This is a genomic window from Streptomyces yongxingensis (assembly GCF_055597465.1).
Window position 1 is genome coordinate 10374836 of the sequence record NZ_CM145717.1, and the last position, 23399, is coordinate 10398234.

At 72.6% G+C, this 23399-nt stretch carries 21 protein-coding genes; 12 read left to right on the top strand and 9 right to left on the bottom strand.

The features are described 5' to 3' along the window. The first annotated feature begins 155 nt into the window (after positions 1-155). Genes ACZ6TD_RS43830 through ACZ6TD_RS43845 form a run of 4 tightly spaced genes read left to right on the top strand, consistent with a single transcriptional unit; the run spans position 156 to position 4976 of the window. Positions 156-1241, top strand: coding sequence for an NAD(+)/NADH kinase (locus tag ACZ6TD_RS43830; RefSeq protein WP_471347241.1), 1086 nt, complete (start codon positions 156-158; stop codon positions 1239-1241). A gap of 2 nt (positions 1242-1243) precedes the next feature. Further along, positions 1244-1870, top strand: coding sequence for a 2Fe-2S iron-sulfur cluster-binding protein (locus ACZ6TD_RS43835; RefSeq protein WP_471347242.1), 627 nt, complete (start codon positions 1244-1246; stop codon positions 1868-1870). Continuing rightward, the gene (locus ACZ6TD_RS43840; RefSeq protein ID WP_471347244.1) at positions 1867-2865 is read left to right on the top strand and encodes an FAD binding domain-containing protein; all 999 of its coding nucleotides are present in this window, start codon (positions 1867-1869) and stop codon (positions 2863-2865) included. The genes ACZ6TD_RS43835 and ACZ6TD_RS43840 overlap by 4 nt, the downstream gene beginning before the upstream one ends. Then, positions 2862-4976, top strand: coding sequence for a xanthine dehydrogenase family protein molybdopterin-binding subunit (locus ACZ6TD_RS43845; protein ID WP_471347246.1), 2115 nt, complete (start codon positions 2862-2864; stop codon positions 4974-4976). The genes ACZ6TD_RS43840 and ACZ6TD_RS43845 overlap by 4 nt, the downstream gene beginning before the upstream one ends. A 71-nt stretch (positions 4977-5047) precedes the next feature. Here the strand turns inward: ACZ6TD_RS43845 and ACZ6TD_RS43850 are convergent, their stop codons facing one another. Further along, a complete protein-coding gene (locus ACZ6TD_RS43850; protein WP_471347248.1) occupies positions 5048-6286 on the bottom strand; it encodes a S1 family peptidase in 1239 nt (412 codons plus the stop codon). Between the two features lie 345 nt (positions 6287-6631). Then, the gene (locus tag ACZ6TD_RS43855) at positions 6632-7042 is read right to left on the bottom strand and encodes an RrF2 family transcriptional regulator (protein WP_470013684.1); all 411 of its coding nucleotides are present in this window, start codon (positions 7040-7042) and stop codon (positions 6632-6634) included. Between the two features lie 96 nt (positions 7043-7138). Here ACZ6TD_RS43855 and ACZ6TD_RS43860 point away from each other — a divergent pair, with 96 nt between their 5' ends. Next, complete coding sequence (locus ACZ6TD_RS43860) at positions 7139-7645, top strand: cupin domain-containing protein (protein ID WP_471347249.1); 507 nt, start codon at positions 7139-7141, stop codon at positions 7643-7645. Positions 7646-7755: 110 nt separating this feature from the next. Then, on the top strand, positions 7756-7992 hold the full coding sequence (locus tag ACZ6TD_RS43865; protein WP_471347250.1) for a hypothetical protein: 237 nt from the start codon (positions 7756-7758) through the stop codon (positions 7990-7992). A gap of 25 nt (positions 7993-8017) precedes the next feature. Here ACZ6TD_RS43865 and ACZ6TD_RS43870 read toward each other — a convergent pair whose 3' ends face one another. Further along, positions 8018-8614 carry a helix-turn-helix domain-containing protein gene (locus ACZ6TD_RS43870; protein ID WP_471347252.1) on the bottom strand — a complete coding sequence of 199 codons (597 nt, stop codon included), beginning with the start codon at positions 8612-8614 and terminating at the stop codon, positions 8018-8020. An 88-nt stretch (positions 8615-8702) separates the two neighbouring features. Between ACZ6TD_RS43870 and ACZ6TD_RS43875 the strand changes: the two genes are divergently transcribed. Continuing rightward, entirely contained in the window at positions 8703-9350 is a 648-nt protein-coding gene (locus ACZ6TD_RS43875) for a class I SAM-dependent methyltransferase (protein WP_471347254.1), read from the top strand. A 41-nt stretch (positions 9351-9391) separates the two neighbouring features. Here the strand turns inward: ACZ6TD_RS43875 and ACZ6TD_RS43880 are convergent, their stop codons facing one another. The 3 genes from ACZ6TD_RS43880 to ACZ6TD_RS43890 form a co-directional block, all read right to left on the bottom strand. Next, positions 9392-10462 carry an acyltransferase family protein gene (locus ACZ6TD_RS43880; protein WP_471347256.1) on the bottom strand — a complete coding sequence of 357 codons (1071 nt, stop codon included), beginning with the start codon at positions 10460-10462 and terminating at the stop codon, positions 9392-9394. Positions 10463-10657: 195 nt separating this feature from the next. After that, positions 10658-11359 (bottom strand): DAK2 domain-containing protein, encoded by a 702-nt coding sequence (locus ACZ6TD_RS43885; protein WP_471347258.1) that lies wholly within the window; start codon positions 11357-11359, stop codon positions 10658-10660. Between the two features lie 81 nt (positions 11360-11440). Next, positions 11441-12439, bottom strand: coding sequence for a dihydroxyacetone kinase subunit DhaK (locus tag ACZ6TD_RS43890; RefSeq protein WP_471347260.1), 999 nt, complete (start codon positions 12437-12439; stop codon positions 11441-11443). Positions 12440-12764: 325 nt separating this feature from the next. Here ACZ6TD_RS43890 and ACZ6TD_RS43895 point away from each other — a divergent pair, with 325 nt between their 5' ends. The 3 genes from ACZ6TD_RS43895 (at position 12765) to ACZ6TD_RS43905 (ending at position 16169) form a co-directional block, all read left to right on the top strand. After that, positions 12765-13772, top strand: a complete 1008-nt coding sequence (locus tag ACZ6TD_RS43895; RefSeq protein ID WP_471347262.1) for a 1-aminocyclopropane-1-carboxylate deaminase — start codon at positions 12765-12767, stop codon at positions 13770-13772. Between the two features lie 172 nt (positions 13773-13944). Further along, the gene (locus ACZ6TD_RS43900; protein ID WP_471358596.1) at positions 13945-14742 is read left to right on the top strand and encodes an SDR family oxidoreductase; all 798 of its coding nucleotides are present in this window, start codon (positions 13945-13947) and stop codon (positions 14740-14742) included. Positions 14743-14996: 254 nt separating this feature from the next. After that, entirely contained in the window at positions 14997-16169 is a 1173-nt protein-coding gene (locus ACZ6TD_RS43905; protein WP_471347264.1) for a sialidase family protein, read from the top strand. A gap of 32 nt (positions 16170-16201) precedes the next feature. On the opposite strand, the gene ACZ6TD_RS43910 is transcribed toward ACZ6TD_RS43905, so the two are convergent. Next, a complete protein-coding gene (locus ACZ6TD_RS43910) occupies positions 16202-16819 on the bottom strand; it encodes a TetR/AcrR family transcriptional regulator (protein ID WP_471347266.1) in 618 nt (205 codons plus the stop codon). A gap of 79 nt (positions 16820-16898) precedes the next feature. On the opposite strand from ACZ6TD_RS43910, the gene ACZ6TD_RS43915 reads away from it, so the two are divergent. Further along, the gene (locus ACZ6TD_RS43915) at positions 16899-18449 is read left to right on the top strand and encodes a nitrilase-related carbon-nitrogen hydrolase (RefSeq protein WP_471347267.1); all 1551 of its coding nucleotides are present in this window, start codon (positions 16899-16901) and stop codon (positions 18447-18449) included. Between the two features lie 321 nt (positions 18450-18770). Further along, a complete protein-coding gene (locus ACZ6TD_RS43920; RefSeq protein WP_471347269.1) occupies positions 18771-20789 on the top strand; it encodes a spermine/spermidine synthase domain-containing protein in 2019 nt (672 codons plus the stop codon). Positions 20790-20883: 94 nt separating this feature from the next. On the opposite strand, the gene ACZ6TD_RS43925 is transcribed toward ACZ6TD_RS43920, so the two are convergent. Further along, positions 20884-21840 carry a hypothetical protein gene (locus tag ACZ6TD_RS43925; RefSeq protein WP_471347270.1) on the bottom strand — a complete coding sequence of 319 codons (957 nt, stop codon included), beginning with the start codon at positions 21838-21840 and terminating at the stop codon, positions 20884-20886. 409 nt (positions 21841-22249) lie between these two features. Further along, positions 22250-23227, bottom strand: coding sequence for a D-2-hydroxyacid dehydrogenase family protein (locus tag ACZ6TD_RS43930; protein ID WP_471347272.1), 978 nt, complete (start codon positions 23225-23227; stop codon positions 22250-22252). Positions 23228-23399 lie beyond the last annotated feature (172 nt).

Consider the following 23399-nt stretch of genomic DNA (forward strand, 5'->3'; position numbering starts at 1 on the left):
ATGCGGTGTGGTTCCCACGCGGGTCTCTGTGCCGCTGAACACCATAGATCAGGACGGATGTTCGGCTCCAGGGCACCCGCCCCGCGTCCGCCCCGACCCGCTCCGCGTCCGCCCGATGGGCGCTTCGGGGCCGGCCGATCTACGGTGGAAGGGCCATGGCTGTCAACCGGCTCGGCATGGTCGTCCACCAGGCCCGTCCCACCGCGCTCGCGGCGGCCCGCACCGCCCGCGCATGGGCCGCTGCCCATGACATCTCCTGCTTCGAACTGGACGTCTGGCGCGGTGACCAGCCCCGGCGCAGCGCCCAGGAGGAGTCCGCGGCCGCCGGCCACCCCGATCTGATCGTCACCTTCGGCGGCGACGGCACCTTTCTGCGCGGCGCCCGGCTCGCCGCCAGGAACGGGGCCGCGGCGCTGGGTGTGAACGTGGGGCGGGTCGGCTTCCTCACCGAGATCAGCGTCGACCAGGTGGAGGACGCGCTGAACGCCGTCCACGAGGGCCGTGCCACGATCGAGGAGCGCATGCTGCTCACCCTGCGGGCGTCCCGGCCGCTGGAGATGCCCGAGGGCATGGAGGCGCTGCTGCGCTACGGGCGCGGCCCCGTACCGCCCCCGCCCAAGGTCCGTCCCGGCCGCAGTCCCGAGGAGGTGGGCTGGGGCATTCCGCTGGATGTCAACGCCGTCAACGACGTGGTCTTCGAAAAGCTCGCCCGCGACCGCCAGGCCGGTCTTGGTGTGTATGTGTCCGGGCAACTGCTCGCCTCGTACTCGGCCGACGCGATCATCGTGGCCACCCCGACCGGCTCCACCGCCTACAGCTTCGCCGCCGGCGGGCCGGTGGTCTCCCCGTTCATGGACGCGGTGGTCTTCACCCCGGTCGCCCCGCACATCGCCTTCGACCGCACCGTGGTGGCCGCGGTGGACGAACCCATCGCCGTACGGGTCCTGCCGACCTCGGGGCGGGTGGCGGTCAGCCTCGACGGTCAGCTGCGCGGGGTGCTGGAGCCGGGCGACTGGGTGGCGGCCTACCGGGCACCGGTCCGGCTGCGGCTGGTACGGCTCGTGCCGACGCAGTTCTACCACCGGCTGCGGGACCGCTTCCGGCTGGCCGACTCGCCCGCCGCCGACGTGGCCCCGCCGTTCTACCGCCCCAGCTCACCGGTCCCGCCGGACCTGGCACATCTGCGGCTGCCCCCGGTATCCGACGACCCACCGGAGCCGGGGCCCGACGGCCGGCGCTGAAGATGCGGGGCGCACGCCCCGATGCCAGGCTGAGGGGTGTGACAGCTCACGCGTTTCACAGTGACTTCGCGCTGCGTGTCAACGGTGCCGACCGCCCTCTGACCCTCGACCACCGGGTGACCCTGCTGGACGCCCTCCGCGAACACCTGGCGCTGACCGGGGTCAAGAAGGGGTGCGACCACGGGCAGTGCGGGGCCTGCACCGTCCTGATCGACGGGGAGCGCGTCAACAGCTGCCTGGTGTTCGCCGTGGCCGCCCAGGGCCGGGACATCACCACCATCGAGGGCGTGGCGGGGCTCGCCGCCCCGGAGGAACTCCACCCGCTGCAGCGGGCGTTCCTGGACCACGACGGCTTCCAGTGCGGCTACTGCACACCGGGCCAGATCTGTTCCGCGATCGGCGCGCTCACCGAGGCCGCGCGCGGCTGGCCCAGCCATGTCACCGCGGACCTGGCGGCCGGGGTCGGCGCGCCGGGTGAGCTGGACGCCGACGAGATCCGGGAGCGGATGAGCGGCAACCTGTGCCGCTGCGGGGCCTACCCCGGCATCGTGGCCGCCATCCGCGAGGTCGCCGGGGCCGACGGCGGCGGGCCGCCCGCCCGCGCCGGCGTGGCGGGAGGGGCGCGATGAAGCCCTTCGGCTACGAGCGCGTCACCGACCCCCAGGCCGCCGCCACGCTCGTGGCCGACTCCACCGAGGCGGTGTACCTGGCCGGGGGCACCAATCTGGTGGACCTGATGAAGCTCGGGGTGACCGAGCCCGCCCTGCTCGTCGACATCACGCGGCTCCCGTACGACACCGTCGAGCACCGCCCGGACGGCGGTGTGCTCATCGGCGCGCTGGTCCCGGGCAGCCGCCTCGCCGGCGACCTGGGCATCCGCGAGCGGTTCCCGGCGCTGGCCGAAGCGCTGCTGTCGGGGGCCTCCGGGCAGCTTCGGACCGTGGCCACCACCGGTGGCAATCTGCTGCAGCGCACCCGCTGCGTGTACTTCCAGGACGTGACCAAACCCTGCAACAAGCGGCGGCCGGAGACCGGCTGTTCGGCGGTCCAGGGCCTCCACCGCGACCTGGCCGTGCTCGGCACCTCCGACTTCTGCGTGGCGGGCCACCCCTCGGACATGGCGGTGGCGATGGCCGCGCTCGACGCGGTCGTCCATCTGCGGCGGGTGAACGGCAGCCCCCGTACGGTGCCGCTGAACGACTTCTATCTGCTGCCCGGTGACACCCCGCACCGCGAGACGGTGCTGCAGCACGGCGACCTGATCACCGGTGTCGAGCTGCCACCGCCCCCCGAGGGCGCCGCCATGTCCTACCGCAAGGTCCGCGACCGCTGGTCCTACGCCTTCGCGCTGGTGTCGGTGGCCGCCGTCGTGGCCACCGAGGCCGACGGCACACTGCGGGAGATCCGGCTGGGGCTCGGCGGAGTGGGCACCCGCCCCTGGCGGGCCCGCGAGACCGAGCGGCTGCTGACCGGCCGGCAGCCGACCGAGGAGCGCCTGCGGGAGGCGGCCCGGGCCGAGTTCGCCACGGCGCGCCCGCTGCCGCGGAACGCGTTCAAGATCGACCTCGCCGTGGACGTCATCACCGCGGCCGTGCGCGACCTCGTGGAAGGGCAGCGGCGATGACCACGCTCCAGCGGACCGTGGGCGCGGAGGTGACCCGTGTCGAAGGGCGCGAGAAGGTCACCGGTGCCGCGCTCTACGCGTACGAGTACCCGGTGCCGGACGCCCTGTACGCGTGGGCGGTGCAGTCCACCGTCCCGCGCGGCACGGTGCGCGCCGTCGACACCGTCGCGGCGCTGTCCCTGCCGGGCGTGGTGGCGGTGCTGGACAGCCACAACGTGGTCCGGCTGCGCCCGACCGACACCCCCGAACTCGCCGTTCTCCAGTCCCCCGAGGTGGCCTACCGGGGGCAGATCGTGGCGGCCGTGGTGGCGGACACCTTCGAGACGGCCCGTCAGGCGGCGGCTGCCGTGCGGGTCGAGTACGACGTGGACGACCACGACGCCGAGCTGATGGACGGCGATCCGCGCATCTTCGTCCCCGACACGGTCAACGGCGGCTATCCGGGGCACACGGAGACCGGCGATGTGGAGGCCGCACTCGCCGCGGCGCCGGTCGTCCTCGACGCCACGTACACCACGCCCCCCGAGCACACGGCCACGATGGAACCGCATGCCACCATCGCCGTCTGGGACGGGGACACGCTGACCCTCTACAACGGCGACCAGGGCCCCTGGATGACGGCCGCCAGGGTGGCCGAGCTGTTCGGCCTGCCCGAGGGCGCCGTCCGGATCGTCGCCGACCACACCGGTGGCGGCTTCGGCTCCAAGGCGATTCCCCGCCCGCCCACGGTGCTCGCCGCCCTGGCCGCCCGCGCCGTGGGCCGCCCGGTCAAGGTGGCGGCCACCCGGCAGCAGATGTTCACCATGGTCTCGTACCGCACGCCCACCCTCCAGCGCATCCGGCTCGGCGCCGAACGGGACGGCAGGCTCACCGCCATCTGGCACGACGCGCTCCAGCAGAGCTCCACGCTCACCCCGTACTGCGAGCAGACGGTCACCTGCACCCGCGTCATGTACGCCGCGCGCCACCGCCGGACCACCCACCGCCTGGCGCAGCTGGATGTGCCGACGCCCTCGTGGATGCGCGCCCCCGGCGAGGCGCCCGGGATGTTCGCGCTGGAGAGCGCGATGGACGAGCTGGCCGTGGAGCTGGGCATGGACCCCATCGATCTGCGGGTGGCCAACGAGCCGTCCGTGGACCCCGGGACCGGTCATCCCTTCAGCAGCCGCAATCTGGTGGCCTGTCTGCGGGAGGGCGCGGCGCGCTTCGGCTGGGCGGGCCGCGACCCCGCGCCGGGGCGCCGCCGGGAGGGGCGGTGGCTGGCCGGCACCGGAGTGGCGGCGTGCAACTACCCCGCCCTCACCTGGCCGTCCACCGCGACCGCCCGCGCCGAGCCCGGCGGAGGCTTCATCGTACGGATCGCCGCGGCCGACATCGGCACCGGCGCCCGCACCGCGCTGACCCAGGTGGCGGCGGACGAACTCGGTGTGGGGATCGACCGGGTCACCCTCGACATCGGCCGCAGCGCCTACGGCCAGGCGCCGTGGGCGGGCGGCTCGATGGGCCTCAGCTCGTGGGGCTGGGCGGTCTCCAAGGCGTGCCGGGCGCTGACCAAGCGGCTGGAGGAGGGCTCCGGCGCGATCCCGCCCGGCGGTCTTGAGGAGCGGGCGGACACCACCGAGGACGTGGAGGCGCGCCGGGCGTTCTCGCGCCACGCCTACGGCGCCCAGTTCGCGGAGGTGCGGGTGGACGCCGTCACCGGCCAGGTGCGGGTCGACCGGCTGCTGGGGATGTTCGCCGCCGGACGTGTCATCAACCCCCGGACGGCGGGTTCGCAGTTGCGCGGCGGCATGTGCATGGGGCTGTCGATGGCGCTGCACGAAAACCTGGAGCCGGACCCGCGGTTCGGCGACTTCGCCAACCACGACCTCGCCACGTATCACATCGCGGCGAACGCGGATGTGAGGGACGTCCAGGCGCACTGGCTCGAGGAGAACGACGACGAGCTCAACCCGATGGGCAGCAAGGGCATCGGGGAGCTGGGCATCGTCGGCACGGCGGCGGCGATCGCCAACGCGGTGTACCACGCCACGGGGGTGCGGGTCCGCGATCTGCCGATCACGGTGGAGCGGGTGCGCGCGGGGCTCTCCGCGGGACTGTCCGCCCGCTGAGCGGCCGCCCGGGGTGTCGCTGCTCCCGGGGTGTCCCGCGGTGACGGCGCGGGACACCCGGTCGCGTGGGATCAGCCGTTGTCGGCTGCCCCACCGGCGCCGTCCGCGCCCGCGCCGTCACCGGCGGTCCCGGAGCCGTCAGCGGCGCCGCCGTCCGCCGCGCCACCGTCGTCCGCCGCGCCGCCGCCTCCGGCCGCGCCACCGTCCCCGATCTGCGCACCGACCGCCTCCAGCGCGGTCGTCACCGGCTGGAAGAAGGTCTCACCGCCGGAGGTGCAGTCACCGCTGCCGCCGGAGGTCAGGCCGATGGCCTGGCCGTCCGCGCTGAACAGCGGGCCGCCGCTGTCGCCGGGCTCCGCGCAGACATCGGTCTGGATGAGCCCGCTGACCGTGCCCTCGGGGTAGTTGACCGTCGCGTCGAGACCGGTGACCGAGCCGTCGTTCAGCCCGGTGGTGCTGCCCATGCGCTGCACCTGCTGGCCCACCGTGGCCTCGCCCGGCCCGACGATGTCCACGGTCTGGTCGCCGGTGTTCACCGTGCTGGGGGCCTCGGTGTTGGCGTCGTCGTAGGTGACCAGCGCGAAGTCGCCGTCACCGGGGAAGGTGGCGTCCTGCACGGTGCCGATCGCCGCGCCGTTCTGCGAGTCCGACCACTGCTCGGCGGCCACGCCGCAGTGACCGGCGGTGAGGAACGCCGGGGCACCGCTGTCCGTGGTGACGTTGAAGCCGAGCGAGCAGCGTGCGCCGCCGCCGAAGATGGCGTCGCCGCCCGCGACGAAGGGCTTGAACTCGCCCGTGGACTTCTTCAGGGTGGCCATACCGTCGCCCAGCGACTTCACGGTGGACTCGAGGGTGTCCCACTTCGCGCCGGTGACCGTGGAGTCCGCGGTGACCCGCAGCTCATTCGTCTTGGGGTCCACCGACCAGGCGGTGCCCGGGATGGTCGCCTTGGTCTTGAGGGTCTTGGCGGCGGTCTGCAGCGCCTTGGTGCTGTTGTCGACCTTTCTGGCCACCGCCCCGGCGCTTTTGACCTGGACGTTCACATTGTTGTTGTCGCCGACGACATTGACGATGACCTGCTGCTTGTCCTTGTCGTAGTAGGCCCCGCCGAACGCCTCGCCCAGCCGCGAGGCGAGCTCCGCGGCGATGTCCGCCGCCGACGCGGCGTCCACCTTCTTGGGCTGGGCCGCCTCGGCCTTGTCGTCCTGAGAGGCGTTGGCGTTGGGCAGGATGATCGCGGCCGCCGCCACGGCGGCGGCCCCGGCCCCCGCGAACACGATCTTTCGCTTGGGTACCCGTTTATGGCTCAACTCATGACCTCCTGTTGGGGGTTGCGGGATCCGCCCATCCGCGACGAGCACGACCCGGCAGTGGATACGGGCGGCGCACGAGTTGCGTTCAGCGTGGTTTAGGAGATCTTTACGGGGCCGCCTCCAGCAGCCCGGTCTCCGGCGGCCGCCGCGCGGCGACCGGGGCGGCGATCAGCCCACGCCACTCGGGCGCCCGGTGGCGGGCGGCCGTGCGCCCCCGGCCCACCGTGCGCGGGTGGTCGCCACCCCGCCGCAGGCGGGCAGCAGCGGGGAGCCACCCGCCCCCAGGGCGGGTCCGAGCACGGAGCGCCGGTCCGGTGCGGGGCCGGTCCGGGCTCGCGGACGTCATGCGGCCAGCCGCTCGCGCACCAGATCGCTCAGGGCGGTGGAGGTCAGCACCTGGCGCACATGCGCCTCCATCCCGCGCCACACCCCGGGCAGCCCGGCCGCCGGACCGCGGTAGCCGACGTCGTCCAGCCGCTCGCCGCGCAGCGTCAGGAACGCTCCGTCCACCGCGAGCACGATGTCCGCGAGCGTGGTCTCGGCGGGGTCCCGGGCGAGCCAGTAGCCCCCCTCGCAGCCGCGCTGGCTGCGCACCAGACCGGCCTGGCGCAGATCGCGGAAGACGGCCTTGAGGAACCGGAAGGGGATGTCCTGGGAGGTCGCTATCGCCTCACACGTGAGCGGCCTGCCGGTGTCCGCGGCCAGCTCCGCCAGCGCCCGGACCGCGTAGTCCGCCTTCGCCGAGATCTGCATACGGCCATTATGCAGCGTGGATTTCACGGTGTTGTGCCTGGTGAGCGAAAGGACACCTGTTGACATCCATTACCGGTGCTTTCTACGGTCGGTGGCATGACGACGCCCGGCGGCGACCCCGCGCAGCAGCACGACGCGTTCCATCCGCATCTGAAGGCCACCGCCCCCGACGGTCCATCGCGGTCACGTCTGCACCACATCCGCACCGAGGACGTCGACCCCGGCACCGCCCAGACCGAGGGCATGCGGCGGTTCGCCGCGATCAGCGGCCAGTCGGTGGGGTCCGAGCGGCTCTGGATGGGCCAGACCCATGTGGCGCCGGACACCGCCTCCGCCAACCACCACCACGGCGAGTCCGAGACGGCCATCTTCGTGGTGCGGGGCCACCCCGAGTTCGTCTTCGCCGAGGAGCGGGACGGACACGTCGAGGAGGTCCGGCTGCGCACCCGGCCGGGTGACTACATCTTCGTACCGCCCTACGTGCCGCACCGGGAGGAGAATCCGGACCCCGACGACGAGGCGGTGGTGGTCATCGCCCGCAGCACCCAGGAGGCCATCGTGGTCAACCTGCCGGAGCTGTATGTGCCGGAGCGCGGGGAGTGACCGGCCGCGCGCACGGATGGCCGTATCGGACCGGCTGACCGTGCATCCGCCCGGCGCTCGTGGGTAATCGCCTCTGCTGTGCCCCCTCCATCGACGAAAGGAGCGGCATCGTGAGCGACGACCGGCGACCGGAGGAGCGCGAGGAGCGGGGCGGGATCCCCAGGGACCTCCCCGACCAGCAGGCGCAGGACGGGCCCGACCCCCTGGACGTGGCGGGCGCCGGCAATGAGCCGGACGATGTGGACGACATCCCCGAGACGGACGAGTCCGGCACCGGACGGCAGGGGAGGCCGCAGACCGGGAGCGTGCACCCCGAGCAGCCCGTCCCGGACGAGCCCTCGGGGTGAACGCCCCGGGTGACACGGGGACGGGTCAGGTACCGGCGGGGCGGGCGCGGACATGGATGCGCTCGCCCTGCGCCCCGAACAGGGAGAGGAACTCCACCGGCTGGTCCCCGGCGCTGGCGAAACCATGGGGGGTGCGGGTGTCGAATTCGGCGGCCTCACCGGCCGTGAGCACCAGGTCGTGCTCGCCCAGCGCCAGCCGCAGCCGCCCGGAGAGCACGTAGAGCCACTCATAGCCCTCGTGCACCCGCTGCTCCAGCGGTTCATCGCGCGCGCCCTGCGGCCGGGGCGGCATGATCTGCTTGTACGCGTGCAGCCCGCCCAGATAGCGGGTCAGCGGAATGAACGTCTGGCCGTACCGGGTGAACGGCCGTGGATGGACGCGGGGATCCCCGGTGGCCGGCGCCCCCACCAGTTCGTCCAGCTGTACTCCGTACGCCTTGGCCAGCGGCAGCAGCAGCTCCAGGGTCGGCTTGCGCTGCCCCGACTCCAGCCGTGACAGGGTGCTCAGCGAGACGCCCGTCGTCTCGCTGAGCTGGGCGAGGGTGGTGCCGCGGGTGCGCCGCAGCGCCCGCAGCCGGGGTCCTACGGCGGTCAGCACCTCGGTGAGGTCTTCGTCAGCCATACCTTCATTTGCCACCCCGGCAAAGAAGTTTGTCAAGTGGCCACGGCCGGACGCACTCTCTTGACCCAACGAAGGGAGCGCATCCGACATGACCACCAAGCCGCACGACATCTCGCCCGACACCACGCCCGGGGAGTTCTGGGACACCTTCTACAGCGCCGAGGACCGCGTCTGGAGCGGCAAGCCCAACGCCGCCCTGGTGCGTGAGGTCACCGGGCTGACCCCCGGCCACGTACTGGACCTGGGCTGCGGCGAGGGCGCCGACGCCATCTGGCTCGCCCGGCAGGGCTGGCGGGTCACCGCCGTCGACGTCTCCCAGGTGGCCCTGGACCGCGGCGCCGGACACGCGGCGTCGGAAGGCGTCGGCGACCGCATCGCATGGCAGCGGCACGACCTGTCCGTGTCCTTCCCGGCCGGCACCTTCGACCTGGTCTCCACCCACTTCCTCCACTCCTGGCTCGAGCTGCCCCGGGAGCGGATCCTGCGCAGCGCCGCGGGCGCCGTCGCACCCGGCGGAGTGCTGCTGATCACCGGACACGCCGGATTCCCGTCCTGGGTGACGGACCCCGATCCGGACGTCCACTTCCCCACCCCCGAGGAGGTGCTCGCCGGGCTGGACCTCGTGGACGGGGAGTGGGACGTCCTCGTCAGCGAGGTGCACGAGGAGAAGGTGACCGACCCCGAAGGAAAGCCGGCCACCCGTACCGACAACACCGTGAAGGTCCGCCGCCGCTGACGGCGTTTCCCGTCCGCCGACGAGGAAGCGCCTCGCCGTCCTCAGGGAGCGGCTGACGAACCGGTGCGCCGGAACGCCCAGTCCATGCGTGGCTCCACCAGAGCGCGCAGGACCCGTCGCACCGGTTCCGTGCACAGTGCGGTGATCATGAGCACCGCGGCCGCCGTGACGGTGAGCTCCCCGAGCGGGGTGTGCAGCCACGGATGGTCGTACCAGTCCCAGAAGCGGGACGACTTGATGATGAAGCCGTGCAGCAGATAGCCGTACAGCGTGCCCGAGCCGAGCGCGGTGAACCAGGTCCGGCGACCCGGCACCCAGGCAAGGAAGCAGGCCGTCAGCACCAGCGCCAGACCGAAGAGGGCGGGCGTGGTGAGCAGACCGGCCCAGGACGGTACGCCGTCCAGCTTGGCGACGCTCTTGCGGTGGTAGAACCACTCCGCGTCCATCCAGGGCGCCACCGCGTACGCCGTGCACAGGGCGAAGGCCGCCACCGGAAGGGCGACCAACCGGGCCCGCCGGGTCCGCAGCCGGGTGAAGTGGTCCGGGCGCAGGGTGAGCCCGACCACGAAGAACGGGAGGAACGCCAGCACCCGCTGGAGACCGAGATCCCCGCCGGCCTCCGGTGAGATGGAGGCCAGCGCGGCCACCGCCAGCGCGACCGGCACCGGATGGCGCAGCGCGAGCCACAGCGGGGTGGTGACCCGCCAGATGAACAGCGCGGCCAGGAACCACATCACGTACCAGGGGTCCAGCAGGCTGATCGGATAGCCCGGATCGTCCTGCGCCCAGCGGTAGAAGAGCGTGTACGCCACCTCGAAGACCACGTACGGCACCACGACACCCGTGAGCAGCCGCTTCACCCGCCCCGGCGCCATGTCGAAACTCCGCGAGAAGTAGCCCGATATGAGGGCGAACGCGGGCATGTGGAACGCGTACACCATCAGGTAGATCGCGGTGGCCGCCCGGCTGCCGTAGGTGAGCGGCTCCCATGCGTGGCCGCACGCCACCAGCACGATGGTGAGGTACTTCGCGTTGTCGAAGTACGGGTCGCGCGTCCGGCCTCCGGACGCGCCGCCATCGCGCGGCCGGGGGACGACCGGTGGTGTGGTCACACGGGTGGAGGTCTCCTGCTGCACAGATTCTCCCGGACACCTTCGATCGAGCCGACAGTGGAATCCTGGTCGTCTGCCCCGCTCTGCTCCTCTCATGCGGCCCAGGACTCGGATCCCAGTACGTGCGGCCCGGCCGCGGCGTTCACCGGCGGGCGGCACGTCCCGGGGATGCCCTCATGGCCTCGGCCTTCCTCCTCAGGACACGGGGAGCCGGCTGAGCGAGGTGAGCTCGGCGTGTGCGGAGGCGAACAGCAGGGCGACGGCCAGGGCGCCCGGGTCGGGGACGCCGCGCGAGTGGTCGCCGGTGTAGCTGGCGCGCCCGCGGCGGGCGCGCAGATCGGTCGTGGAGCGGGCGCCCCGGTGGGCCGCCACCGCGGCCACGTGGAGCGCGTGCGCGGGGTCGGCGGTGGGTTCGCAGGAGGCCAGGGCGCGCGCGGCGGGGACGAGGGCGTCCACCATCGTCTTGTCGCCCACCTCGGCCTCGCCGACCCGCTGGATCGCGGCCGCGCCCGCGGCGGTGCCGAGGGCCAGCGCCGCGGTCCCGGGCGGGTCGGCGGCCATCCCCAGCGCGTCGGCGAGCTCCTGGAAGAGCAGCCCGAACAGGGGGCCGCTGGTGCCGCCCACGTCGTCGAGGAAGACCCGCGCGGCGGCGTCCAGCGGTGCGTCCGGGCCCCGCCGGTCCCGCTCGCCGTTCCCCGCGCCCGCCGCCAGGGCGTCCAGTGCGCGGCGCACACCGTCCATCCCGGTCACCAGATTGGCGCCGAAGTCCCCGTCGCCCGCCTTCTGGTCGAGTGCGGTGAGCTCGGGCTCCACGGAACGTACGGTGGCGGCGAACCGCGTCATCCAGTCCATGACGGCGGCGTGGGTGAGGCCCTTGGGGCCGGGCTGGTCGGGCATGAGCGGGGCAACTCCTCGGGGCGGTGGCGGGGTCACGGGGCCAGGTGGATCGAAGGGGCCAGGGGCACGGGGCCAGGCGGATCACAGGGGCCAGGCGGGGGTGCGGGCGGGGGCGTCCCACAGCCGCAGCGCCTCCGCGTCGGTGGCGAACAGGGTCAGCGAGAAACCCCGCATGTCCAGGGCGCTCACGAAGGTGCCGGTCAGGGACCGGTCGAGGCCGACACCGCGGTCGTCCAGGGCCTTGGCGACCGCGTGGCGGATGCCGTACAGCTCCAGCGAGGTGATCGAGCCCAGCCCGTTTACCAGGGCGAGCACCCGTGTCCCGGCGCTGTCGGGCAGCGCGGCCAGCAGCTGGTCGGTCATGGTCTCGACCAGCTTGCCGAGCGGTGCGTGCGGGGTGGTCCCCTCGGCCCGCTCGCCGTGGATGCCGACCCCGAACTCCAGGACGTTGTCGGGCAGGGTGAAGGCCGGTGTCCCGGACTGGGGCGTGGTGTGGGCGGCCGCGGCGACGGCGAGGCTGCGGGCCCGCCGGGTCACATCGGTGCCGAGCGCGACCAGGTCCTCCAGGCCGCGTCCCTCGTCGGCGGCGGCGCCGAGGATCTTCTCGACGATCAGGGTGGCGCCGGTGCCGCGGCGGCCGACCGCGATGTCGTCGGAGTCGGTGGCGAGGTCGTCGTCGATGAGGACACGGGCGCAGCGGATGCCCTCGTGGGCGAGGCGCTCGGCGGCGATGCCGAAGTTGATGCGGTCGCCGGTGTAGTTCTTGACGATGTGCAGCACCCCGTCGGCCCGGGCGACGGTCCGGCTGGCCTCGAAGATCTGCCGGTTGTGGGGCGAGGCGAAGATCCGGCCGGGGCAGGCGGCGTCCAGCATCCCCGTCCCGAGGAAGCCGGAGTGCAGCGGTTCATGGCCGGAGCCGCCGCCCGAGACCAGCCCGACGCGGCGGGTGGGTGCGGTGTGGCGGGTGCGGAAGTATCCGTGGTCGGGGTGGTAGGCGACGAGATCGGCGTGGGCGGCGGCGAAGCCCGCGAGCGCGTCGGGAACGAGAGACTCGGGCGAGTCGCGGAAGTACTGGGGCATGGTCTCGGCTCCCTGGGCGAGTGGGGCGGACGGGGTGGACTCGGCGGTCGAGCGCCGTCTCGGCGGTGTGAGGGCTCAGGCACAGATCGTCGCCGCGACCCGGCGGCAGGATGCTCAGGCTGGACAGCAGCGGGACCCCAACGGCCTACTGGCATACGCCGGTCGGGTACTGACGGGGGTGGCCGGGGAGGGCTCGGCTCGTGTGCCGGGGGACGGCTCGGGGAATCGTGTGCCGACGGGACGGTGGAGGGGGAATCGTGTGCCGAGGGGGAGGGGAGGGGTAGGGATCGGCGGACGTCCGGCACCACCCACAAGGAGTCACCCCATGTCCCTCGATGACTTCGAGCGCCACCCCCTGCTGTTCGGCCCCAGCCCGATCCACCCCCTGGACCGGCTGAGCGAGCGTCTCGGCGGGGCGCGCGTCTGGGCCAAGCGCGAGGACTGCAACAGCGGACTGGCCTTCGGCGGCAACAAGACCCGCAAGCTGGAGTACCTCGTCCCCGACGCGCTCCGGAAGGGCGCGGACACCCTGGTGAGCATCGGCGGTGTGCAGTCCAACCACACCCGCCAGGTCGCCGCGGTGGCGGCGAAGCTGGGGCTGAAGGCCGTCCTGGTGCAGGAGAGCTGGGTGGACTGGCCCGACTCCGTCAACGACAAGGTGGGCAACATCCTGCTCTCCCGGATCATGGGCGCGCGGGTGAAGCTGGTCGACGCCGGATTCGGCATCGGCTTCAAGGACAGCTGGACCCAGGCCCTGGAGGACGTCCGCGCCGCGGGCGGCACGCCGTATCCGATCCCCGCCGGGGCCTCCGACCATCCGCTGGGCGGTCTGGGCTTCGCCAACTGGGCGCGGGAGGTCCAGGCGCAGGAGCGGGAGCTGGGGGTCTTCTTCGACACCATCGTGGTGTGCAGCGTCACCGGCTCCACCCAGGCGGGCATGATCGCGGGCTTCGCGGGCCAGGACCGCCCCCGCCGGGTCCTGGGCATCGACGCCTCCGCCAAACTGGCCGAGACCCGTGCCCAGGTGGAGAAGATCGCACGCGAGACCGCCGGGCTGATCGGCCTCGGCCGGGAGCTGCGCGACGAGGAGATCACCGTGCTGGAGGGCTGGGCCGGGGATTTCTACGGCGTCCCGGTCGACTCCACCCTCGAGGCGATCCGGCTCACCGGAAGCCTCGAAGGGGTGATCCTCGACCCGGTCTACGAGGGCAAGTCCATGGCCGGGCTCATCGACCTCGTCCGCGACGGCGACATACCCAAGGACTCCAACGTGCTCTACGCCCACCTCGGCGGCCAGCCCGCGCTCAACGCCTACAGCGGCGCCTTCCACTGAGAAGTCCGCCGAGGTCCGCCGAGGTCCGCCGAGATTTCCGCCGAGAAGTCCGCTGAGAAGGAGGAACGGGGGCGATGGGGGGCCTGCGCCGGGGTACCCGTCCACGCCCCGGGCCACGCGAACCCCGTGGTCCCCTCCAACCCCGTAAGACCAGGGAGCCAGGGTGACGGATATGAACACCGGGAACGACCGGCGCGCCGGAGACGCCACGCCCTCCTACGGTCCGCTGTCGGGCTGCGTGGCGCTGGTGACCGGCGCGTCCAGCGGCATCGGAGCGGCCACCGCGGTGGCGCTGGCCTGGCAGGGAGCCGATCTCGCACTGGTGGCCCGCCGTACCGAACGGCTGGAGGACCTGGCCGCCACCGTGCGAAAGGAGGGCCGCTCCAGCGCCGTCCTCACCGCCGATCTGCGGGACACGGCGCAGGCCCGCCGGTGCGTCGAGGACGCCGTCGAGCAGTGCGGACGCCTCGATGTGCTGGTGAACAACGCCGGCTCCGTGGTGCCCGGCAGGGTCGAGGAGGGCGACCCCGAGGGCTGGGAGCGGATGCTCGACCTCAACGTCAGGGCCGTGCTGCACACCTCCCAGCAGGCGCTGCCGCATCTGCTGCGGACGGCGTCCGACGGCCCGCGCGGGGTGGCGGACCTGGTGAACGTCAGCTCGGTGGCCGGCCGGCTGGTACGGCCCGGCAACGGCGTCTACTCGGCCACCAAACACGCGGTGGGTGCCATGAGCGAGGCCATGCGCCAGGAGGTGACCGCCCGCGGTGTCCGGGTGGGGCTGGTCGAGCCGGGCGTGGTCGCCACGGAGCTGACGGCCGACAGCGAGGTCGCCACCGCCGCGCGCGGCATGCCGCGCGAGTCCTGGCTGCACCCCGAGGACATCGCCCGCGCGATCGCCTTCATGGTCACTCAGCCCTCGCACGCCGCCGTCAACGAGATCATGGTGCGCCCCACCGCCCAGGAGCACTGACCGTACCGCCCCCGACCGCCCCGTTACGCCGTGGCGTGACGGGGCGGAGGCGCACGCCGCCCGCGGCCCGGTGCCCCGGCCGAGGGCGGTACTGGTCCCGAGCACTTCGCGGAAGCGCGGCCCGTCCCGACCCTGCCTCGGCCCTCGCGGATGCCTGCGCGAGGGATTTACAACGTTGGAAATTCTCTCTAGCGTTGCGCCACGCATGGCCCGGGCCCCTCTCCCCCTTCACCACTCCTCCCGAGGGAGCGTGCATGACCACGCCGTACCGAAGACACCTCCTGCCCACTCTGCTGACCCTCCTGGCCGTCCTGGGCTCGCTCCTGGCCGTCCAGGCGCCCCCGGCCGCGGCCGCCTCCGGGACCCTGCTGCGCGACGGCACCGGCCTCTACCCCCGCGCCCTGCGCCTCCAGCACAGCGGCGCCGCCAACGGCCGCATCCTCGCCTCGGTGGTCACCTTCCGCGGCTCGGACGGGCTCGGTGCCATCTACGAGAGCACCGACGACGGCGCCACCTTCCGGCAGGTGGGCGAGGTGGCCGACCCCGAGGCGTCCGGTGGACAGGGCGAATGCTGCGCCACCCTGTACGAACTGCCGCGGGCCGTCGGCGCCATGCCCGCGGGGACCCTGCTGTGGGCGGCCTCCATCGGCCAGGACGAGCCGGATCGCCGGATGGCCATCCGGGTCTTCCGCAGCAACGACCAGGGCCGCACCTGGTCCTATCTGTCCACCGTGGCCACCGCCCCGAACACCAAGGGGCTGTGGGAGCCGGAGTTCTCCATCGACTCCAGCGGACGGTTGGTGGCCCACTACTCGGATGAGACCGACCCCGCGCACAGCCAGAAGCTGGTCGCCGCCCGCAGCGCGGACGGGATCACCTGGACGGGCCACCACGCCACCGTCGCCAGCAACCTCGCCTCCGACCGGCCCGGTATGCCCATCGTCCGCAAACTGCCCGACGGCCAGTACTTCATGGCATACGAGATCTGCGCCGCCCAGGGGCAGTACTCATGCGTGGTCCACTACCGGACCTCGTGGGACGGCTGGAACTGGGGCGACCCCGCTCACCTCGGTTACCGTCCCGAGACCGCCGACGGGAAGTACTTCACCCACACGCCGAACCTCGCCTGGGCCCCTGAGCCCGGAAATCCCCGGGGCAAGCTGTTCCTCATCGGCCAGGTCCTGAACAACGCCGACGGCACCACCGCCACCGGCAGCGGTGCCACCGTCTGGACCAACAGCAAGGGCGGCACCGGAGCCTGGCGTTCGATCTCCGCACCGGTGCGGGTGGATTCCAAGGTGGTCGACTGGTGCCCCAACTACAGTTCGGCGCTGCTGCCCTCGGCGGACGGCAGCCGAGTGCTGGAGATCGCCACGGACTACGTGGGCACCGTGTGCAAGCCGTTCTACGCCACCGGGGGGAGCTGACCGGGCGGAAGGCCCGCTGAGCGGTGCGGTGTTCACCGGGCCGCGGATCCCCCGTCCGGCCGTTCGGGGCCGGCGCCCAGCATGGTGCGTACCACCGTCTCCACCAGGGCGTCGGCCTCGGCGCGCGTCGGTGTGCCGAGCCGTTCGTCGAGCAGCAGTGTGCTCAGCCCGTGGGCGAGGGCCCAGATCCCGATCCGCAGTGGCTCGCGCCGCTCCGGTTCCGCGATGGCCGCGATGCGCTCCGCCACGATGGCGATCGCGGCGTCGGAGGCGGCGATGGTGTCGGGGTGGCTGCTGCACGCCTGCCCGAACATCAGGCGGTACACCCCGGGGTGGTCCAGCGCGTAGTCGACCGCCGCGCACGCCATGGCGACGACCTCCGCGTCGGGGTGCTCCCCGGGGGCGACCGCGGCGAGGCGTTCGCCCAGTTCCGTGAAGCCCCGGGTGGCGAGGGCGGCGAGCAGCGCCTCCTTGTCGCGGTAGTGGCGGTAGGGGGCGTTCGGGGAGACCCCGGCGTGCCGGGCGACCGCGCGCAGCGACAGCTCCCCCGGGCCCTCGGTGTCGAGGAGCGCCAGAGCGGAGTCGAGCAGGGCCGCTCGCAGATCCCCGTGGTGGTATCCAGAGCCAGTGGATGTTGACAGTGTCCACACCTCCATCCTTCAATGTGGACATCGTACACATCGATGCGGGCCGGTCCATGGGGACGCGGCCTGCCCACAGGAGCGCCCGATGACCGAACGACTCGTCCCGCCCGCTCAACGCGCCTGGCTGTGCCTGTGGGGCGGCGCCGCGGCGTCCTTGCTGTCCGTCGGCGGCCGGTTCGACGTGCCCCTGGCCGCATGGGTGGCGCCGCTGCTCCTCCTCCGCTTCCTGCGCCACACCCGCCCGCTCGTGGCCCTGCCCGCGGTGTTCGCCGTGACGGTGGCGTCGGCCGCGGTGTGGATGGCCGAACTCGCCGTGCCCATCACCTGGCTCACCTTCCTGGGCGATGTGGCCTTCGGAGTGGCCTACGGTCTGCCGTATGTGGTCGACCGGCTGCTCGGCCCGCGCGCCGGCGCCCTCGGCAGGGTGCTGCTGTTCCCCGCCGCAGCCATGTCCGTGGAATTCCTCCTCGGCACGTACGGCCCGTTCGGCACCGCCTACGGCATGCGGGCCGCGTCCCAGCACCCGAGCACCGCGCTCCTGCAGATCACCGCGCTGACCGGGCCGTACGTCATCGCGTTCGTCATCGGGGCGGGGGCGACGGTCGGCAATCTGGTCTGGGAGCGCGGGCCGCACCGGCCCGCGCCGCGCTGGGCCGCCGCCTACGCCACGGCCGTCGCGCTGATCGTCGTCGGCGGACAGCTCCGCACGATGTCGACGAACACGGGCGGCGACACCGTCAAAGTGGCCGGCATCAATCCGAGCCCCGCGGCCATCGACGCCGAGACGGCGGTGCACGGCGCCTCCCGGCTCGCCGTCACCGACCCGCGCCGCGTCGACCGGGCCGATGTGCGCCGGGCCATGCGACCGCTCCTGGACGACCTCTTCCGCCAGACCGCCCGGGCGGCCGCGGCCGGTGCGCGGATCGTCGTCTGGTCGGAGAACGCCGCGCGGGTGGCCGACGAGGACCACCGCGCGTTCCTGCGGCGGGCATCGGCGACAGCGGACGCCAACAACGTCTATCTCCTGGTGGCCGACCTGACCTATCTGCCGGACGCGCCCCACGGCAGGGACGAGACCCATCTCTTCGGCCCCGACGGCAGGAAGCTGTGGGACTACGAAAAGGCCCGTCCCATCCCCGGGCTCGAGATCTACACACCCGGCGACGGCCAGGTGCCCGTCGTCGACACCCCGTACGGACGGCTGGCGAACGTCATTTGCTACGACGCCGACTTCCCGGCGGGCAATCACATCGACGCCGACATCGTCTTCGTCCCCGGCGGGGACTGGCCCGAGATGGGGCGTACCCACACCGCCATGGCCGGGCTGCGCGCGATCGAGAACGGCTACGCGCTGGTCCGGCAGGACTTCAACGGCCAGTCCAGCGCCTACGACGCCACCGGACGGCTGCTGTCCACGCAGGACACCACCACCGACGCGGGGATCTGGTACGCCGACGTTCCCATCGACGGCTCGCGCACCCCGTACTCCCGCACGGGCGACATCGTCTCCTGGGGCGTGCTCGCCGGCACCGTGGCCGCTGCGGTGGTTCTCGCCAGGCGCACACGGCGCCACCCCGCTCCGCCATCCGCGTCCGCCTCCTCCGCGCGGCCGTCCGCCGTTGGCCCGGGCAGGTGACGGACACCGGCCGGGCCATGACCCGAACGCCGTACGGCGGTGGCCGGGGGAGCGGGCCCGGGGCACGTGCCGCGGTGTGACCACCCCACCCCGCACGGCCGTTGCACCGCACCCCGAGCCACGCCGCTGACCTGCACCGACGGCGACGGCAGGGGTGCGGTGGCGGAGCATCGCACGGACGGAAGGCGAGCGGCCGGAGCCACTTTCCGATGCGCCGGGCTCCCGCCATCCGGCCGACGGCACGGGCCGTGCGGGTGCTCGACCTGCCCCGCCCCGGATGACAGCGTGGCCGACATGGAGCACAGCCCAGGACCGCAAAACGTGCGCGCGAGGCTGCTGCTGGCCAGCGCCACCATGCTCTTCGTCGAGCTGGCGCTGATCCGGTGGACCGGCGCCAATATCGTCCATCTGAGCTATTTCTCGAACTTCATCCTCTTGGGCTCGTTCCTCGGGATCGGCCTGGGATTCCTGCTGCCCGCCGGCCGTGGGCAGTGGCTGACCCGCTGGACGCCCGTCCCGCTCGCCGTCCTCGTCGTCCTGGTGCGCGAGTTCCCCGTGCAGGTGCGGCAGACCAGCGGCGAGATCATCTACTTCACCGCCGTGAAGACCACCGGTCTGCCCCAGTGGGTGACCCTGCCGGTGCTCTTCGGGCTGACCGCGCTGATCATGATGGCCATCGGAAAGATGACGGCCGATCAGTTCCGTCGGCTGCCCTCGCTGGAGGCGTACCGCTTCGACCTGCTGGGCTCCCTCACCGGCTCGGTGTCCTTCGCGCTGCTGTCGTGGCTGCGCGCACCGTCGGTGGTGTGGGGTGTGATCGCCGCGGCGGCGCTGCTGACCCTCGGCGGCCGCCGCAACACCATCCGGTACTCGGTGCCGCTCGTGCTGATGGTGGCCATCCTGGCGCTGGAGACGGCGGCCAGCGGCATCTCCTGGTCCCCGTACTACAAGATCGAGGTCACCAGGCCGACCTCCGGCAGCCGGGACTACAAGATCTCCGCCAATGGCGTGCCGCACCAGTCCATCGCCCCGCTGAAGGTGCTCAGACGTCCCGACTCCCCGTACGAGCGGCCCTACCGCGAGACCCCGCGGAACTCCCACCGCCGGGTGCTGGTCATCGGGGCGGGCAACGGCAACGACGTGGCGATGGCGCTCGCCCACGGTGCCCAGCGGGTGGACGCCGTGGAGATCGACCCCCGGCTGCAGGAGATCGGCGCGTCACTGCACCCGGCCCGGCCCTACGACAACCCCCGGGTGCACGTGCACATCAACGACGGCCGGGCCTTCCTCGAGCGCACCAAGACCCGCTACGACCTGGTCGTCCTCGCCCTGCCGGACTCCCTGACCCTGGTGTCGGGCGCCAGCAACCTGCGCCTGGAGAGCTATCTGTTCACCCGACAGGCGTTCGAGGCGGCACACCGCCACCTCGCCCCCGGCGGCGCGTTCGCCATGTACAACTACTACCGGCAGAACTGGCTGATCGACCGGTTCGGCTCCACGCTCACCTCCGTCTTCGGACACGCCCCCTGCATCACCCACTACGGGGGCAAGAAGGCGGCCGTCCTGGTGGCCGGTGTCACCTCCGGCGACCAGTCCTGCACCGCCTCCGCATGGCGCCCCTCCGGCCCGGTGCCCTCGGCCGCCAGTGACGACCACCCCTTCCCGTATCTGCTGCACCGCACCATTCCCACCCTCTACATCGGAGTCCTGGGCGCGATCCTGCTGGTGACGCTGGTGTCGGTACGGCTGACCGGGGTCCGGCTGAGGCGCACCGCCCGCTATGTGGACATGTTCCTGCTCGGCGCGGCGTTCATGCTGCTGGAGACCAAGAACGTGATCGGGTTCGCCCTCTACTTCGGCACCACCTGGCTGGTCAACGCGATGGTCTTCGCGGGGGTGCTGCTCGCCGTGCTGTGCGCGGTGGAGGTCCGGCGCAGGCTGCGCCGGGTCAATCAGCTGGTGCTGCAACTGATGCTGTTCTCCAGCCTCGCGATCGCCTGGCTGATCCCGTCCCATGCGGTGCTGGGGCTGCCCTTCGCCCCCCGGCTGGCCGCCGCCATCGCGCTGGCCTTCGCCCCCATCTTCTGCGCCAACCTCATCTTCTCCGACCGGCTGGCGGCGGCCGCCGACCCCACGGCGGCGTTCGGCGCCAACCTGCTGGGCTCCCTGTTCGGCGGCACCCTGGAGTACCTGGCCCTGCTCACGGGCTATCAGGCGCTGCTGCTGGTGGTGGCCGTGCTGTACGCGGGGGCCTGTGTGGCCATGCGCTTCACCCGCCGTGGCCCCGGCGACGTCGCCACCCAGGAACCCCTCGCCGTGCAGACGGCGCCACGCCCCTGAGCGCTCCTTCCTCAGCCGCCCCCGGCCGCCTTCCGCCCGGGGGCGGCCGCGTGCGTGACGCGGGCCGCCGAATGCGTGGCGCGGGCCGTCGCGGTCACTCGAACATGACGTAGTCCGGGCGTGGCCGCAGGGCCAGCACCTCCTCCGGGGTCATCAGCCGGCTCCCCTCGGTGTCCTCCTCGTAGAAGAGCTTGAAGCCGGTGCGCAGGCCCTCGGGCCGGTTCTTGACCAGCCGCCGCCAGGTGTCCCGCTTCATCCCCGGCGATCCTATGCCGTCCGCGCTCTTGATGAGCAGCACACCGGGCTGCGGGCGCAGGCCGGACTGGTCGCGGACGACGGACACGGCCACCTGGTGGAAGACGAGCGGCTTCTGCGGCAGATCGTGTTCGTCCACGATCCCGGAGAGATAGCGGGCCACATCGGTGAGCTCCTGACCGCTGGTGTGGCCGTAGGTGTCCCCCGGCACCTCGCCCGGACCCATCTCCCACTCCGGGTCCAGGGCTATGCCGACATCGGGATGGACCAGCCATTCGCGCAGCGCCTTGACCTCGCCGAGGACCGGGGCCCGGCCCGGCTGGATGTTCAGCAGCAGCAGGGCACGGTGGCGCTTGGCCGCGTCGTGGAAGCGGCGGATCGTGTCGGGGGAGGTGCGTGAGCGGTAGGTGCCGTCGGGGCCCGCGGTGCTGTTGGCGACGGTCGCGAGGAGTTCGAGCACCGGCTGCGGTTCACGGTCCGCGGCGTAGGCGCGGGCGGTCTTCTCGATCTGGCGCACCTGGTCGTCGAGGTCCCCGACCCCGAGCCGGCCGAGCGCGGCGGCCCCGGGCAGCCCGCAGTAGCCCACCAGCCGGTAGCGGGACAGCTCCCGGCCGCCCCGCGGCAGCTCGGGCCGCGGTTTCGGGGTGGGGGAGGGGGAGTGCTTGGACGGGCTGGCGGACGGGGAGCGCTCCGCCTTCGTGGACCCCTGCGGGCCCGCTCCGGAGGCGGAGCCGGCCGACTCCTCGCCGCAGCCGGCGAGCAGGCCGAGCCCGGCCGCCGCGGCCACCGAGAGCATGCCGCGCCGGCTCGGTGGCGGGGTCCCCGATCCTCCGCCGCCGTCGCCGTGCCGTAGGGCGTCCTGCCCGGCCGATGCCCCGTCGGTCGTCGGCTTTCCGGATGTGCTGTGAGCCACGTTCCCTCCGTCCGCGGTGCCGGGTCGGTGGACCGGGCACCGGTCTGTTGTGCGGGCCGATGGGTTGTCCGTGCCAGGCAGCCTGTCCGGTATGACGGAGGCGAAACGGAATAGTGTCCACCGGGGGGAGGGCATGCATCGCTTTCAGCCCCGGCCGCCGCCGACCGGTGGCCCGGTGCGGGACGTGCGAACCAGGCCGGACGGCCACTGATCGCCTTTCAACTCGCCCTGGCGCGATGCCCCTTGACGCTCCTCGCGATCGGTCCCGCCCGGTGACGCGGCTCCGGGGCGGTCAGCCGGCCGGTGCGGGCGGGTTCAGCCGGCGGATCGGCTCGCCGGCCAGATAGCCGCGGATGTCCTCCACCACATCCCGGTAGAACCGCTCGTAGTTGCCCCGGGTGACATAGCCGAGATGCGGGGTGGCCAGCAGATTGGGCAGCGTACGGAACGGATCGTCCGGCGGCAGCGGCTCCCGCTCGAACACATCGACCCCCGCGCCCGCGATCCAGCCCTCCCGCAGCGCCTGCGCGAGTGCAGCCTGGTCCACGATCGCGGCGCGGGAGGTGTTCACCAGGAGCGCCGTGGGACGCATCCGCCTCAGCTCCCGCGCGCCCAGCAGCCCCCGGGTGCGGTCGCCGAGCACCAGATGCACCGAGACGATGTCGCTGGTCTCCAGCAGTTCCTCCTTGGAGCCGGCCGCCCGGACCCCTTCCGCCTCGGCGCGCTCGGCCGTCAGGTTCTCGCTCCAGGCGGCCACCTCCATGCCGAAGGCCCGGCCGACCCGCGCCACCTGGACGCCGATCCGGCCAAGGCCCAGCAACCCCAGACGGCGGCCGTGCAGATCGGTGCCGACGGTGCTCTGCCACGGCCCGCCGTCCCGCAGCGCCGTGCTCTCCGGCACCACATGGCGGGCGAGCCCCAGGATCAGCGCCCAGGTGAGCTCGGCGGGTGGTTGCGAGCTGCTGCCCGTGCCGCACACGGTGACGCCGTGGTGGGTGGCGGCCTCCAGGTCCACCGACGCATTGCGCATCCCCGTGGTGACCAGCAGCTTCAGCCGTGGCAGCCGGGGATACAGCGATGCGGGAAAGGGAGTGCGCTCCCGCATGATGACCACGATCTCGCAGTCCCCGATCGCCTCGGCCACCGCGTCCTCACCGGCGATGTGCTCGTGGACCGGCACCACGTCCACCGCGTCGAGCACCCCCGACCAGTCGGCCGCCGACAGCGCCACGTCCTGATAGTCGTCGAGCACGGCGCAGCGCAACTTCATGGGACTACCTCGACTACCTCGGTTTCCTCGGACAGGTACGGTGTTTCTACCACTCGTGTGATGGCACCCCGGAAACGGGGGCCTGACACGTCGTCACCGCGTTTGCGGCGCCACCCTTCCGGATGACATCGGCTGTGCGGGCGTGTTGTCACAGGCGTGTGTTTTCACCGAA